At 68.8% G+C, this 13,465-nt stretch carries 20 protein-coding genes and 1 pseudogene; 9 read left to right on the forward strand and 12 right to left on the reverse strand.

Going from position 1 to position 13,465, the window contains the following annotated elements; translation table 11 throughout:
* Positions 1-51 precede the first annotated feature (51 nt).
* From ACFPFQ_RS22160 to ACFPFQ_RS22175, 4 genes are all read right to left on the reverse strand, one after another.
* Positions 52-477, reverse strand: coding sequence for a TSUP family transporter (locus ACFPFQ_RS22160; RefSeq protein ID WP_379621814.1), 426 nt, complete (start codon positions 475-477; stop codon positions 52-54).
* Between the two features lie 64 nt (positions 478-541).
* Complete coding sequence (locus ACFPFQ_RS22165) at positions 542-964, reverse strand: TOBE domain-containing protein (protein WP_379621815.1); 423 nt, start codon at positions 962-964, stop codon at positions 542-544.
* Between the two features lie 24 nt (positions 965-988).
* A complete protein-coding gene (locus ACFPFQ_RS22170) occupies positions 989-1,687 on the reverse strand; it encodes a class I SAM-dependent methyltransferase (protein WP_379621817.1) in 699 nt (232 codons plus the stop codon).
* Positions 1,684-2,181, reverse strand: coding sequence for a MarR family winged helix-turn-helix transcriptional regulator (locus ACFPFQ_RS22175; RefSeq protein ID WP_379621819.1), 498 nt, complete (start codon positions 2,179-2,181; stop codon positions 1,684-1,686). The genes ACFPFQ_RS22170 and ACFPFQ_RS22175 overlap by 4 nt, the downstream gene beginning before the upstream one ends.
* Positions 2,182-2,344: 163 nt before the next feature.
* Here ACFPFQ_RS22175 and ACFPFQ_RS22180 point away from each other — a divergent pair, with 163 nt between their 5' ends.
* The 5 genes and pseudogenes from ACFPFQ_RS22180 to ACFPFQ_RS22200 all read left to right on the forward strand — a co-directional run.
* Positions 2,345-2,929, forward strand: a complete 585-nt coding sequence (locus tag ACFPFQ_RS22180) for a class I SAM-dependent methyltransferase (protein WP_379621821.1) — start codon at positions 2,345-2,347, stop codon at positions 2,927-2,929.
* Between the two features lie 165 nt (positions 2,930-3,094).
* Positions 3,095-3,871 (forward strand): ArsR/SmtB family transcription factor, encoded by a 777-nt coding sequence (locus ACFPFQ_RS22185; protein ID WP_379621823.1) that lies wholly within the window; start codon positions 3,095-3,097, stop codon positions 3,869-3,871.
* Entirely contained in the window at positions 3,868-4,350 is a 483-nt protein-coding gene (locus ACFPFQ_RS22190; RefSeq protein ID WP_379621825.1) for an SRPBCC family protein, read from the forward strand. Before ACFPFQ_RS22185 ends, ACFPFQ_RS22190 begins: the two co-directional genes overlap by 4 nt.
* Positions 4,347-4,982, forward strand: a complete 636-nt coding sequence (locus ACFPFQ_RS22195; RefSeq protein WP_379621827.1) for a maleylpyruvate isomerase family mycothiol-dependent enzyme — start codon at positions 4,347-4,349, stop codon at positions 4,980-4,982. The genes ACFPFQ_RS22190 and ACFPFQ_RS22195 overlap by 4 nt, the downstream gene beginning before the upstream one ends.
* A 137-nt stretch (positions 4,983-5,119) precedes the next feature.
* Positions 5,120-5,537: pseudogene (locus ACFPFQ_RS22200) on the forward strand (GNAT family N-acetyltransferase); the annotation flags it as partial.
* 383 nt (positions 5,538-5,920) lie between these two features.
* Here the strand turns inward: ACFPFQ_RS22200 and ACFPFQ_RS22205 are convergent.
* Positions 5,921-6,376 carry a cupin domain-containing protein gene (locus ACFPFQ_RS22205; protein WP_379621829.1) on the reverse strand — a complete coding sequence of 152 codons (456 nt, stop codon included), beginning with the start codon at positions 6,374-6,376 and terminating at the stop codon, positions 5,921-5,923.
* A gap of 5 nt (positions 6,377-6,381) precedes the next feature.
* On the reverse strand, positions 6,382-7,056 hold the full coding sequence (locus ACFPFQ_RS22210; protein ID WP_379621831.1) for a maleylpyruvate isomerase family mycothiol-dependent enzyme: 675 nt from the start codon (positions 7,054-7,056) through the stop codon (positions 6,382-6,384).
* 86 nt (positions 7,057-7,142) lie between these two features.
* Here ACFPFQ_RS22210 and ACFPFQ_RS22215 point away from each other — a divergent pair, with 86 nt between their 5' ends.
* Positions 7,143-7,592, forward strand: coding sequence for a MarR family winged helix-turn-helix transcriptional regulator (locus ACFPFQ_RS22215; RefSeq protein ID WP_379621833.1), 450 nt, complete (start codon positions 7,143-7,145; stop codon positions 7,590-7,592).
* A 231-nt stretch (positions 7,593-7,823) separates the two neighbouring features.
* On the opposite strand, the gene arsM is transcribed toward ACFPFQ_RS22215, so the two are convergent.
* From arsM to ACFPFQ_RS22240, 5 genes are read right to left on the reverse strand one after another with little or no spacing between them, the layout of a single operon-like run.
* A complete protein-coding gene (arsM, locus tag ACFPFQ_RS22220; RefSeq protein WP_379621835.1) occupies positions 7,824-8,612 on the reverse strand; it encodes an arsenite methyltransferase in 789 nt (262 codons plus the stop codon).
* 58 nt (positions 8,613-8,670) lie between these two features.
* The gene (locus ACFPFQ_RS22225; protein ID WP_379621837.1) at positions 8,671-9,081 is read right to left on the reverse strand and encodes an arsenate reductase ArsC; all 411 of its coding nucleotides are present in this window, start codon (positions 9,079-9,081) and stop codon (positions 8,671-8,673) included.
* Between the two features lie 18 nt (positions 9,082-9,099).
* Entirely contained in the window at positions 9,100-9,759 is a 660-nt protein-coding gene (locus ACFPFQ_RS22230; protein ID WP_379621839.1) for an arsenate reductase ArsC, read from the reverse strand.
* Between the two features lie 45 nt (positions 9,760-9,804).
* Positions 9,805-10,911: an ACR3 family arsenite efflux transporter gene (gene arsB, locus ACFPFQ_RS22235; protein ID WP_379621841.1), complete on the reverse strand. Its 1,107-nt coding sequence runs from the start codon at positions 10,909-10,911 to the stop codon at positions 9,805-9,807.
* Positions 10,908-11,285, reverse strand: a complete 378-nt coding sequence (locus ACFPFQ_RS22240) for an ArsR/SmtB family transcription factor (protein WP_379621843.1) — start codon at positions 11,283-11,285, stop codon at positions 10,908-10,910. Before ACFPFQ_RS22240 ends, arsB begins: the two co-directional genes overlap by 4 nt.
* A gap of 74 nt (positions 11,286-11,359) precedes the next feature.
* Between ACFPFQ_RS22240 and ACFPFQ_RS22245 the strand changes: the two genes are divergently transcribed.
* On the forward strand, positions 11,360-11,824 hold the full coding sequence (locus ACFPFQ_RS22245; protein WP_379621845.1) for an ArsI/CadI family heavy metal resistance metalloenzyme: 465 nt from the start codon (positions 11,360-11,362) through the stop codon (positions 11,822-11,824).
* On the opposite strand, the gene ACFPFQ_RS22250 is transcribed toward ACFPFQ_RS22245, so the two are convergent.
* Positions 11,808-12,296: a hypothetical protein gene (locus ACFPFQ_RS22250; protein ID WP_379621847.1), complete on the reverse strand. Its 489-nt coding sequence runs from the start codon at positions 12,294-12,296 to the stop codon at positions 11,808-11,810. The genes ACFPFQ_RS22245 and ACFPFQ_RS22250 overlap by 17 nt on opposite strands.
* 111 nt (positions 12,297-12,407) lie before the next feature.
* Between ACFPFQ_RS22250 and ACFPFQ_RS22255 the strand changes: the two genes are divergently transcribed.
* Both ACFPFQ_RS22255 and ACFPFQ_RS22260 read left to right on the forward strand, forming a co-directional pair.
* Complete coding sequence (locus tag ACFPFQ_RS22255; RefSeq protein ID WP_379621849.1) at positions 12,408-12,746, forward strand: PadR family transcriptional regulator; 339 nt, start codon at positions 12,408-12,410, stop codon at positions 12,744-12,746.
* Entirely contained in the window at positions 12,728-13,414 is a 687-nt protein-coding gene (locus ACFPFQ_RS22260) for a permease prefix domain 1-containing protein (protein WP_379621851.1), read from the forward strand. Before ACFPFQ_RS22255 ends, ACFPFQ_RS22260 begins: the two co-directional genes overlap by 19 nt.
* The last annotated feature ends 51 nt before the right edge of the window (positions 13,415-13,465 follow it).

The following is a 13,465-nucleotide window of genomic DNA, read 5'->3' on the forward strand; positions in this document are numbered from 1 at the left end:
TCTCCGGCAACGACACGCCGCAACAAGATCCTTGACCAGCAGCCGCGACCGCTAACTGAACGGCTTTGGTGCTAGTGGGCGCGGGGTCCGGGTGATGGAGCGGGTCAGGGTCCGGCGCCAGAGCCAGACACCGAGCGGGAGCAGTACCGCAGCGGCGACGAGCCGGAACACCGCCTCGCCGGGCAACACGTAAACGCGAATGATCGCGCCGATGACCACCCCGGGAAGGGTGGCGGCGACGAGTTGGCGCGCCAGTGGCCCGCCGAGCTGTCCCTGTCGGCGGTAGCGCAACAGTGCCCCGGGGGTGGCGACCACGTTGAACAGCAGATTGGTAGGTGTCACCGCGGGGCTGGGGACGTGAAGAACGTCGAGTTGGATCGGGAGCAGGAACACGGCACCGGAGATGCCGACGGGCGCGGTCAGAACGGCGAGGGACAGCCCGGCGGTGAATCCGAGCACGATCAGCGTCGGGTCCACCGAGATCCCGTGCCGTCGTGCGGGGTAGTTGCGATGCGGGCAGTCAGGGATTGCCGGGCGGTGATCATTCCGATGTGGAGCGGCGCAGGGACTTGTCTGGGATCTCGACGACGACGTTGGTGGACTTGATGATGGCCACGGCGAGGGCGCCGGGTTCGAGCTGCAGTTCGGTAGCGGCTTCGGTGCTCATCAGCGACACGACGCGGTAGGGGCCGCACTGGATCTCGACCTGGGCCATGACGCGGTCGGCGGTCACGGAGGTGACCAGCCCGACGAGGCGGTTGCGTGCCGATCGGGACACACCGCTCGGGTCGGGGGCGGCGTGCGCGGTGTCGCGGGCGAACTCTGCGAGGGCGACGCCGTCGATGACGGCGCGGTTGGAGGCATCGCGGCGTGAGGGGAGCTTTCCCTGATCGACGTAGCGGCGGACGGTGTCGTCGCTGACGCCCAGCAGACCTGCTGCCTCGGAGATCCTGAACTGCTGCACCCGCGGATCGTAGGGCCACGGCAACTACAGATGGCCTCGGTAACGCTGTCCGGTGCCGCTGGCGTCATCAACTGTGACCGGTGCAGGCCGAATGGCGTGGTGGTGGGCAGCGAGCCAGGTGAAGGGCTGTATTGCTCCGGCGGGGGTGCGGTGATGCTCGCGGCGGGTCGCGATGACGTCGAACGATGAGCCAAGGACCGCACCGAGTTGCGTGGGGCTGTAGCGCGCGGTCGGAAGCCCGGAACAGGACCGGGGGCCGTCGTCGGCGAAGGTGGCGATGATGACCCGGGCATCGGGCCGCAATGCGGCGTGCAGGAGGTCGCGGTAGCGGGCCTGGTCTGCTGGGTCGGTCAGGAAGTGGAAGACCGCCCGGTCGTGCCACACCTGGTAGCGGCGCTGCGGTACCCAGCCCAGCAGATCGGCCACGACCCACGCGACACGCTCAGCCGCTGCAGCCCCGAGCCGGGCCCGGGTGTGGGCGAGACCGTCGTCGGACACGTCGAGCGCGGTCACATCACCGAACCCGCGCGCCAGCAGGGCATCGGCCAGTCGGGATGCGCCGGCCCCGACATCGATCACAGACATGCCCGGGTCGACACCAGCCGTGTCGAGCATCGCCAGCGAGGAGGTCGGGTCGGGTTCGTACCAGCTGACTTGGGTGTCGTCGAGACGCCCGTAGACCGCGTTCCAATGTGCGGCTCGTGTCCCGGCCTGCTCGGTCATGACGGTGTTCCGGTGTCCACCTGCGGGGCGACATGGGGGCCGGTGGGCGACGTGTCGGGTGGGGCGCTGTGTCCGAGATGGCGCAACACGTGGTCAGCGACGGCCATGAACCCGGCCAGTTCGGCGGGTGTGAGGTGACCTAGCAGCTGGTGGGCGGAGCTCTGGCGTTCCTGGGCCATCCGGTGCGCGGTTCGCGCGCCGAGATCGGTCAGTGTCACGAGGGTGGCGCGGCGATCGGTGGGATGCGGTCCCCGATGCGCCATTCCGGCCTGTTCGAGGGCATCGACCAGCGCGGTGACATGCCGCGGTGTGCATTGCAGCGCCTGGCTCAGTTGCCGCTGCACCATCGGCTCGCCAGAGGTGTGCAACACGAGGAGCGCTTCCGCGCGGGCTGGGGTGAGGCCGCGTTCGGTCAATGTCGAGGCCATCAGGTCGCCGACCTGCCCGGCCAGTTCGAACACCTTGTCCAGCACTGCCACCGGGTCCACCTGCACGCAGGAACAGTAACACTATGAACTGTGGTAATGATGTATTTAGCACATGAGTTGCCGACAACAATGAAGAGACGGTCAGATGACACAGCACGGCCCGTCCTCCGTGGCAACAGATCGACCGCGCCGCTTGTTCAGCCGCTTCTATGCCAGCGTGAGTGCACGCATGGAAAGCGAGGGGATGGCCGGGCTGCGCGAAGAGCTACTCGCAGGTCTTGTCGGCGACGTCGTCGAGATCGGTGCCGGCAACGGTCTGAACTTCGGTCACTACCCGGCCACGGTCAGCCAGGTCACCGCGATCGAGCCCGAGCCCTACCTGCGAGGTCTCGCCACCGACCGGGCAGCCCACGCCCCGGTCGCGGTCTCGGTCCGTGCCGGCCTGGCTGATCGGCTCCCGCTGCCTGATGACAGCGTCGATGCCGCGGTGCTGTGCCTGGTCATGTGCTCGCTGACAGATCGGGCCGCGGCGCTGGCTGAGGTCGGTCGGGTGCTGCGTCCGGGCGGGGTCCTGCGGTTTCTCGAACACACGATCGCCGAGACCCGCGGGCTGCGCATCGCACAGTGGGTCGCCGATGCGACGTTCTGGCCCTTGCTGGCGGGGGGATGCCACACCGCCACCGATCCGGCCGCCGCGATCACGGCCGCAGGATTCACCATCACCGACGTCCGGCGGCTGCGGTTCCCGGAGAGCCGGTTCACCCAGCCGTCCAGCCCGCACGTCCTGGGCACGGCCCGCATCTCCCCGAGCTGACCACGGCCGGCGGCCGTCTCGTGGCCCAGCCCTGTCGGCGACGTTGTCCGCCGAGGTGCGATTGGCCGTGGGGTCTGTTAGCAGGGTTGGTGGTCGGTGATCTGCCATGCCACCCGGTACGCCGGTGTGACGCCGGTCTGGCCCGTACCGCGGTGCCCGCAGGCCGTGCTCGTCGAACAACAGGGCGCAGCTCGCGGTGGGCTCGGTGACCGCGATCGCGATCCGGCGCATCAGATCCTGGGGTCTGCACGGATCGCCGGGTCGGGTGCCGGTGGAGCGACGCCGCCCGGTGGCTCGGTCGACGGCGTCGACCACGGCGAAGACCTCTTGGGCCATCAGCGGCGAAATGTTGGTGTAGTTCAGTGCGCAGGCCTCGACCAGTCCGGCGAGGGCGAGGCTGACGTCGCCGCGGTGGGCGTCGATGTGGCCGTCGTGCTTGGCGACCTGGAGCAGTACCTCCGCGGCCACTCTGATCTCCGCGCTGGCCGCGCGGGCGTCCGCGGCGAGGTGTTCGGCACGGGTGTAGGGCGAGGTCATGCCACCCGATTGGTTGCTCTCCCGGCCTACGTGCGTCTAGCCTTACCGTTCGTGTCAGCTTACGGAGATGGTGGGTTGGGTCTGCTCGGGGATCCGACCCGGCGCGCCATCTTCGAGTTGCTCGCCCGACGGCCGTGTTCGGTGCAGGAGTTGGCTGACCGGTTACCGGTCAGCCGGCCGGCGGTGTCTCAGCATCTGCGTGTGCTCAAAGACGGTGGTTTGGTCGTCAGCCATGCCGAGGGCAACCGTCGGATCTACCGCCTCAACCCCGACGGTGTCACCGCGCTGCGGACCTGGCTGGACGGCGTCTGGAGCGACGCACTGACGGGTTTTCACAAGGTTGCCGAGGCGGCCGTCGACGAATCCCGATCCGCGCACCTCGATCTCACAGGGGAGACCTCATGACCACCACGGCACCCATTCCGCCGATCACCGGAACCGTGACCGTCGCGCTGCCGCTCGATAAGGCGTTCGGCGTGTTCACCAGCTCGATCAACTCCTGGTGGCCGCATCAGTTCCATATCGGCGCTGCCGAGGTGGCCGAGGTGGTCCTGGAGTCCGGCGAGGGCGGGCGTTGGTATGAGCGCGGTGTCGACGGCGTCGAGTGCGACTGGGGTCGGGTGCTGGCCTGGGAGCCGCCGAACCGGCTGGTGTTCACCTGGCAGATCAACGGGATGTGGCAGTTCGACCCCGACCCCACCCATGCCAGCGAGATCGAGGCCACCTTCGCCGCGGACGGCCCCGACCAGACCACCGTCACCGTGGAACACCGCTACTTCGAGCGACTCGAAGGCGGCCAGGCCATCAACGACGCGATCCGCGGCGGCGGTGGCTGGGAGCTGCTGCTCGACGGGTTCGCCAAGTCCGTGGCCGATCAATCGTGACCGCGGCCGTCGACGCGACAGCCCTCGCCCACGACGAGCGGGCCGAGCTCGCCGCGCTCCTCGCTGGCCTGACCCCTGAGCAGTGGAGAGCACCGACCCTGTGCACGAAATGGCGGGTCCGCGATGTGGTCGCGCATATGTTCAGCTACGAAGAGCTCGGCATGGGTGCGCTGATCGGGCGCTTCATTGCCGGTGGGCTTAACGCCGATCGGGTGAACGCCGCTGGTGTCGCCCGTTTCGCCGACCACACCCCCGACGATCTCTTGGCGCGGGTCAAGCAGCACCTGGAGCCCAGCGGGCTCCCGGCCAAGTTCGGTGGTCGGATCGCGCTGACCGATGGGCTGATCCATCAGCAGGACATCCGCCGCTCGCTCGGTTTGCCCCGGGAGATCCCTGCCGACCGCATGCTCTGCGCGCTGCCGTTCGCCTGCACCGCGCGCCCGATCGGCGCGAGCAAACGCGTGGAGGGCCTCACGCTCACTGCGACCGACCTGGACTGGACCACCGGCACCGGGCCTAATGTCGAGGGTTCCGCGGAGGCCTTGATCATGGCTGTTGCCGGCCGTCGAGAGGCGCTTGCGGAGCTGTCTGGTCCCGGTCAACCGATCCTGGCCGATCGCATTGGAGCCTGACAGTGCTGAGTCGATCCGCATCGTGGGGTGGGCGTCGATGTCGTCGAGCTCGGGTCAGCGGCGTCGCTGGTCAGGTCCCCTCGGAGGCAATGATTGGCTGGCCGCGGCGCGCACGTGAGCGCGGGTGACGGGGCTACCCGCCGGATCTGCCCACAGACGTCACGGTGCGAGCTCTGCGTAGCAGTGACTGGACGGCAGTGCGTCTGGGTCGCCGATATCGACGGGCGCGTCGTCGGGTGGGCCGCCATCCGCGCCACGTCCGCTCGTGCGGTCTATGCCGGGGTCGGTGAGAGCTCGATCTACGTCGGTGACGGGTACCGCGGTCGAGGAGCCGGAAAGGCCTTGATCCACCAGCAGGTCACCGTCGCGGATGACGCCGGGATGTGGACGTTGCAGACCGGGATCTTCCCGGAGAACCGGGCCAGCATCGTGCTGCACCGCTTCGCCGGGTACCGCACCCTCGGCGTACGAGAACGTATCGGACGCCACTACGGCATCTGGCGTGACACCGTCTTCCTCGAACGCCGCCGCGCCGAGGACACGCCCACGGCGTGAGAACTGGCCCACCCAGCCGGGATCCTGCCCTCGCCCGCGCGTTCTTCACAACGCGAACACGTGCACCGCCAGGCTGTGCACCATTGAGCGTGTCGGCGTGTGCAACCCAGGCCAAACTGGGTATCCCGCCACACAGAGATTCCCCTGAGGTTGATCACTGGGCGAGGCAGCGATGAATCGGCCCACAGGAGATTCCAGCGGGACTGTGCCGATTCTCGGCTGCGACGTGACTTCGGCCGCCTGATCTGCTCGCCTGCGCCGTCCAGGCCTGGTCCGCGCCGCAGAACGGCGTGGCCGAGGATCGTGCTGCCTGTGCGGGTGTCGGGGGCGCGGTTGCGGATCCAGGGCGCCGGTCATCGGTGCGGAGTCGGGCTGGGTGAGCGCTACGGCGGGTCGTCGGCGGCGAAGGTGACGCCGTGGCGGTGTGCGACCCGTTCGAGTAGGGGCGCGAGGTCCTGCATCGATCGCCCGGGCGGGATGGAGGCGACGATGTCGGCGAACAGGCGCCCCGCTGCATCGGTGAGGGTGAAGGCGAGAAATCTCGCCGTCGGTGTCGTCACCTCGAACGCGTGGGCGGCGCCATCGGGAATGGTGATCGTGGCCCCGGGTTCGAGTTCGTGATGCTCGCCCTCGACGTGCACCGTCATGGTTCCGGCGAGCAGGTAGAACGCTTTGGCCCACGGGGTGCGCAGCATCGGAACGGCTGGCCCGCGCGGTGCATCGACCTCGAACAGCTCGTAGGCGCCACCGGTGTCCTCGGCGCTGACCTTGACGGTGTGGATGCCGTCGAAGGTGTCCAGGGCGATGCCCTTCCCTGGCCCGGTATATCGCGCTGCCATGGCGACTACTCCTCTGCTCTGTTACGGCATTCGAATGCAGTTCGGGCATGTTGCGGGGCGGGGGCCGTGAGCTGGGAGGCCAGTGTGGGGACTCCGTCACCGGTCAGGTGGGGCAAGGTCGCGGTGCGCCCGGCGAGCAACGCCACGATCGCGGCGATGGGTCCCCGGACCTCAGCACCCTCGCCGGCGGCCCAGTTCACGTCGGTGGCGCGCAGCCGGAACCCGCGCAGGTTCCTGCGGGCGTGGAACGGGAAGCCGATCCGCCACAGGTGCTGCGCCGCGGCCTGTGCCGCTTCGGCGGGCATATCGCGTCGTCGGCGAAGAGGGATCGCGATGTCCTGGCCGTGGACCAGCACGTCCATCAGCGCGTCGGCCAACTTCTGGCCCGGGGCGAGTCGGCGCGCCCCGACTATCGCCCGTAGCTCGGTGACGAGGTCCTCGACCGGTCGGGTCGCATGGCGGATGGCTGTGTCGTGGATCATCTGGTTGAAGCTGCCACGGGCACGGACCATCTCGACGATCACGGTTGCGGCGCCGGTGCGCGGTCCGAGCACGAGATGCGCCGCGACGTCGCGGACGGTCCAGCCGGCACACAGCGACGGCTGTGCCCATTCTGCGGCCGTCAGCTCCTCGAGCAGGTCGGCCAGCTCTGCTCGTTGCTCGTCGAGCGCGTGCCACATCGCGTCACGATCCATCCCAACCCCCAAGTTTGGTACGTTAGGCTGATCACTTTAGTCAGTTGTTCGTACTAGTGCAAGGGAGTGTCGTGACCCACGGCAGCACTGCAGACACGCTCAACCTGGGCCTGTTGCTGTTCATCCCCTACCGTGCCGCGGAAGACCGCGTGTTCGCGGCGCTCGCCGAGGCGGGCTACGGCGACATCACCCGGGCGCAAGCACGGGTGTTCCAACGCATCGGTGCCAGCGGCAGCCGACTGACCGAGCTCGCCGACGCCGCGCAGGTCACCAAACAGACCGCCGGCTTCCTGGTAGACCAACTCGAACGCGCCGGCTACGTCGAGCGCACTCCCGATCCCACCGACGCCCGCGCCCGGCTGGTGCGCCTCACCGAGCGCGGCGCCTCGACCATACCCGTAGGCGAGAAGGTTCTTGCCGACGTCGAGGCCGAGTGGCGTGCGCACCTCGGATCGCGGCGGATGGCGCAACTGCGCGATACCCTCACCCGCCTCCGCGAGATCACCGACCCGCACACGTAGACATCGAAGAAAAGGCGACCATCGGCGACGGGGCCATGTGTCAACGGCGCGCTGAGACTGGATCTGGATCTGTCCCACTTTGCGTGATCGACTTGGGCTCGTCTAGGTGTGTCGCGCAGGTCTCGTGATCACGGAGGGGTGATCATCGCTGCTGGTGTGGTGATCAGTGTGGTGTTCGGGTGCTGCTGGCGCACCTGGCGGGATGTCGTGATCGAGCGGATCCGACCTCAGCTAGCGAGGCTTCTGGGCGCGGATGATCGCCGCCGCAGCGTGGGTGTGGACGCGGTGGGTCTCGATGATTTCGACGTCGATCAGGCCGGCATCGGCGAGGGCTTGTTCGAACTGGTCGCGGGTCAGGGCGCCGGCGATGCAGCCGGTCCATTGCTGCATGTCGATGCGGGTGGTGTCGTCCATGTCGGGGTCGGCGATGACATCGGAGACGGCGAACCGGCCACCCGGTCGCAGCACCCGCGCGGCCTCACGCAGGACCGCGGTCTTGTCCCCGGCGAGGTTGATCACGCAGTTGGAGATGACGACGTCGACGGTCGCGTCGGGCAGCGGGATGTCTTCGAGGTACCCCTGCAGGAACTCGACGTTGTCGACCCCGGCCTCGGCGGCGTTGCGCCGGGCAAGCACGAGCATCTCGGTGGTCATGTCCAGCCCGATCGCCCGGCCACCCGGGGCGACCCGGCGAGCGGAGATCAGGACATCAGCACCGGCGCCGGAACCCAGGTCCAACACGGTCTCGCCGGGGTGCAGGTCCGCGACAGCGGTCGGGACCCCGCAGCCCAGCGATGCTGCCACGGCTTCCTCGGGTGCACCCGCGGCTTCGGTCGGGGCGTAGAGCTGGGCCCCGAACACGGGCTCGCTGTGCTCGTCGGTCGTGGACACCGGGGCCGGCCCGCTGCACGATGCAGCTTCGAGCGTGCGGGCTTCGGCGTACTCGCCTGCTGCGGAGCGGGTCGCGGCGGCGGCGTAGCGGGCCCGTACGGCTTCGCGCAGGTCATCGGTGTCGGTCACGATCAGCTCCCGTTTCGAAGGATCGAGGGGTCGGCCCCGGATCAGGGGCGCAGGTGGTTCAGGCGTTGGCCGGGACAAGCTCGGCGAGCAAAGCCCGGACGCGGGCGTCGATGTCGTCGCGAATGGGCCGGATCTCCTCGATGGTCTTGCCCGCCGGGTCGGCGAGGTCCCAGTCGAGGTAGCTCTTACCCGGGAAGATCGGGCATGCGTCCCCACACCCCATGGTGATCACGACATCGGCGGCCTGGACCGCATCGGTGGTCAACCGCTTGGGGAACTCCTGGGACAGGTCCAGCCCGATCTCGGCCATCACCTCGCGCACAGCGGGGTTGATGGTGTCAGCGGGCGCGGAGCCGGCGGAGGTCACGGTCACGGTGCCGGCGGCGTGGTGGTGCAGCAGCGCGGCGGCCATCTGCGAGCGACCGGCGTTGTGCACACACACGAACAGCACCTCGGGGATAGCGGTCATCGGTCGTGGTCTCCAGTCTCAGGCGGTAGGGGTGGTGGGGAGGAGTTCGTCGAGCAGGGCGCGGACGCGGCGTCCGATCTCGTCGCGGATCGGGCGCACACCGCTGACAGTGAGGCCGTCGGGGTCGTCGAGGACCCATTCCTCGTAGCGCTTGCCGGGGAACACCGGGCAGGCGTCCCCACAGCCCATGGTGATCACCACGTCCGCAGCCCGAACGACCTCATCGGTCCAGGGCTTGGGGTACTCGGCGGCGATGTCGATCCCACGCTCGGCCATCGCCGCCACCGCAGCGGCGTTGACGGTCTCGCCAGGCTCCGACCCGCCCGACCAGGCAACCGCGCGGTCACCAGCGAGGTGGGTGAAGAACCCGAGCGCCATCTGGGAACGCCCCGCGTTGTGAGTGCACAGAAACAGCACCACCGGCGTGCCGACCAGGGCTTTGCCCTCCACCTTCGCCAGCGCGCGCAGGCGCTGGCGAGCGAACTTCTCGGCCAGTAGCGGGAGGAAGTTGAGTACGACGGCGCGGCCGGCGAACTCGTCATAGGAGGAGTGCAGGAACCGCTCGATCGTCTCGCTGCCGAAAGTGCCGTCGAACTCCCGGGCCAGATGCCCGGCAGCGGTTTTGAGGGCGACGTGTTGGTCGATGGACAGGGTGTCGCGGTGCCACGTACTGGTCATGGCGGCCTACTTCCTCGAAGGATCGGCGTGCGCGAACAGGGGTGGTCAAGTGGGGGTGCGGGTTGTCCAGCGGCGGCGGGCGGCGAGGGACACGTAGACCAGCGCGACCAGGACGGGGACCTCGATCAGCGGGCCGACGACCCCGGCCAGCGCCTGCCCGGAGGTGACTCCGAAGGTCGCGATCGCAACCGCGATGGCGAGCTCGAAGTTGTTGCCCGCCGCGGTGAACGCGAGGGTGGTGGTGCGCTCGTACGACAAGCCAATGGCGCGGCCGAAGGCGTAGGACCCGGCCCACATGATCGCGAAGTAGGCCAGCAGTGGCAGTGCGATGCGGGCGACGTCCCAGGGCCGCGAGGTGATCGCGTCGCCTTGGAGGGCGAAGAGGATGACGATGGTGAACAGCAGCCCGTAGAGCGCGAACGGCCCGATCCGCGGCAGGAACCTGGATTCGTACCAATCCCGGCCCTTCGCTCGCTCCCCGAGACGACGCGACAGGTAGCCGGCGACCAGCGGAACCCCGAGGAAGATCAGCACCGAGGCAGCGATCTGCCACGGCGAGACGGTGAGGTCGGTCTGGGGCAGGCCGAGCCAGCCGGGCAGGACGTCGAGGTAGAACCAGCCCAGCGCGGCGAACGCGATGACCTGGAACGCGGAGTTGAGGGCGACCAGCACGGCGGCGGCCTCGCGGTCTCCGCAGGCGAGGTCGTTCCAGATGATGACCATGGCGATGCAGCGCGCCAATCCGACGATGATCAGCCCGGTGCGGTACTCGGGCAGGTCGGGCAGCAGCAGCCAGGCGAGGGCGAACATCAGCGCCGGGCCGAGTACCCAGTTGAGGATCAGCGACGAGATCAGGAGTTTGCGGTCGCCGGTGACGGTGTCGAGGCGGTCGTAGCGGACCTTCGCCAGCACCGGGTACATCATCACCAGCAGCCCGAGCGCGATCGGGAACGAGACGCCGTCGATGGAGATCGCGTCCAGTGCAGCGCCCAGGCCGGGGACCAGCCGGCCGCCGAGCAGTCCGACCACCATGGCGGCGATGATCCACACCGGCAGGAACCGGTCGAGCGTGGAGAGCTTCGCGACCACACCCGCCTCGCCACCAGTCCCAGGCGCGGCCGGGTCGGAGGTGGTGGAGTTCTCGGTGCTCATGCCGGCAGCGCCGGGGCGTCGTCGAGGACCAGCACCGCGGAGAGCTGCCGCAGGGCGTCGGGCAGGACCCGGTAGTAGATCCACGTGCCGCGCCGCTCGCCCGCGATGAGGCCGGCCTCGCGGAGCACCTTCAGGTGGTGGGAGATGGTCGGGCCGGACAGGTCGAACACGTCGGTCAGGTCGCACACGCACGCCTCGCCACCTTCGTGGGAGGCGATCAGCGACATCAGGCGCAGCCGGACCGGGTCGCCCATCGCCTTGAACAGCCGCGCCAACTCGACCGACTGATCAGCGGTCAAGGGTTCGCGGGCCAGCGGTGAGCAGCACCCGACGACGTCGGTGAGCTCGATCAGCATCCGCTCCTGATTCGACATGCGTCTACCTTGACAGGCATCAAACCAGAGTGCAACCTCTGTCTCGACGGTCATCGAAACAGGGAGTGGATCTCATGTCACGTGTTCAGTTGGCGTTGCGGGTGTCGGACCTCGAAGCGTCGATCACGTTCTACGAGTCCCTGTTCGGCGTTGCGCCGGCGAAGCGCCGGCCCGGCTACGCCAACTTCGCGATCGTCGAGCCGCCGCTCAAGCTCGTCCTGATCGAGGGTGAGGCCGACCAGCCCACCGTCATGGATCACCTCGGGGTAGAGGTCGAAACCACCGACGAGGTCAACGCCGCCACCACCCGGCTCTCGGAGCTGGGGCTGTTCACCGCGGTGCAGAACGACACCACCTGTTGCTACGCCGTGCAGGACAAGGTGTGGGTCCACGGCCCCGGTCAGGAGCCGTGGGAGGTCTACACCGTCAAGGCTGACGCCCCCGACGACACCGGCATCCGCCCGGCCAACCAGCCCGACGCCGGAGTCTGTTGCGCGGGACCCGCGGGCGCCGAAGCGGCGCTCAGCAGCTGCTGCTGACAGCGGGAGGAACGCGGCGTCGGAGCAGTGCCCGGATCAGTATCGGTGCACCGACCGCGGCGGGAAGTAGCCACAGCGCGAACGTCGGCAACTGGTCCCACAGTGGAAGTCGGGGCCCGTTGTCGACGTAGAACGCGGTCAGCATGCTGATGTAGGCGACGCCCATCCCGGTGATGTGGACGCCGAGTCGGGCCGGGTGCGCCCACCGCACGGCACTGAGCCCGGCGGCTGCGGCGCCGAGGGCGACGACACCCAGGGCTGCGAGGTGCCAGCGGTGCGGCCAGTCCACCGCGGCCAGCACCGGCGCCGTGAGGCCCAATCCGAGCAAGCCGAGCAGGAAGGTGCGGCCGAAGCGGCGATGGCGACGGCTGCCTTTGCGGCTGAGCATCGCGGCGACCCCGCATCCGGCCGCGACGATCCCGCAGCCGACATGCACCACGATGAGAAGCCCTATCCATGCAGGGAGGGTCATGCCGCCGCCTCAGAGATGTAGCGTTCCTACGTATAGCGATGCTACGCCTGGACGTGCACAGCCCACCGTTGTGGACGTGGACTCCGCTGGAAAGGAGTAGCGTCGCTACGTATGCGGGCGGAGGCGTTAAAGGGGCACCTGGATGGCTTACTGCTAGCCGCGTTGGAGCAGGGCCCGCTGCACGGCTACGCAGTAATCGAACGGTTGCGTGCCGGCAGCGAGGGGCGGATCGACCTACCGACCGGCACGGTATATCCGGCGTTGCACCGGCTGGAGCGGGCCGGTCTGGTCCGCAGCCAGTGGTCGTCGGGTTCGGGCCGGCGGCGGCGCAGCTACGAGCTCACACCGGGCGGGATCGCTGCACTGGACACCACCCGCAGCGGGTGGGAGGAGTTCTCGACCGCGGTGTCGGCGCTGCTGCGGAGGCGGCCGTGGCCGGTCATGACGTAGCCGGGCGCCAGATCGAGACCTACCTGACCGCGGTGTCCGCGGGGTTGGTCGGGCCGCCGGCGGCGTGCACGGCGATCCTCGACGAGCTGCGCGACGGACTCCACGAGGCCACGAGATGTCGCCGCGAACGGGGCGTGTCCTCGGAAGCTGCCGTCGCTGCCGCGCTGCGCGAGTTCGGTCCGCCCGCGGTGGTGGCAGCGTCGTTCACCGGCGAGCTGGCCACGGGTCGCGCCCGCCGCGTTATCGCTGCCTATCTACTCACCGGTCCGATCGTCGGGTCGGCATGGTTGCTGATGCTGGCGCCCGCGCAGTGGCGGCAAGGGGCGGCGACCATGTCCGTGGCGAGCTTGTGGGCGGCGGTACCGGTCGCTCCGGCGATCGGCATCGCCGTCGGAGTCGGCCTGGTCGTGCTGGTCGCGACCCGTCGCCCACATCGCCGGCTCGGACAGCTGGTCGGCCATGGCCTTCCTGGGGCGATGATCGTGATCGGGTCGGCCGTGCTGGGTGATCTAGTCATGATCATCGCGGCTACCTGTTCGACAACGGTTCTGGCCAATTCCCCCACGCTGGCCATCCTCGCCGTCAGCGTGAGTGCCGCCCGCCTCTGCTGCGCGCAGACGGCTGGTGCCCGATGTCTGCGGAGCTGGCGCAGCCTCGGTGACCAGTAGTCACGCCGGCACTGCCGATCTGAGCCGATCCGGTCCGATCCGGTCGACCTC

The organism is Pseudonocardia sp. GCM10023141, from assembly GCF_042653605.1.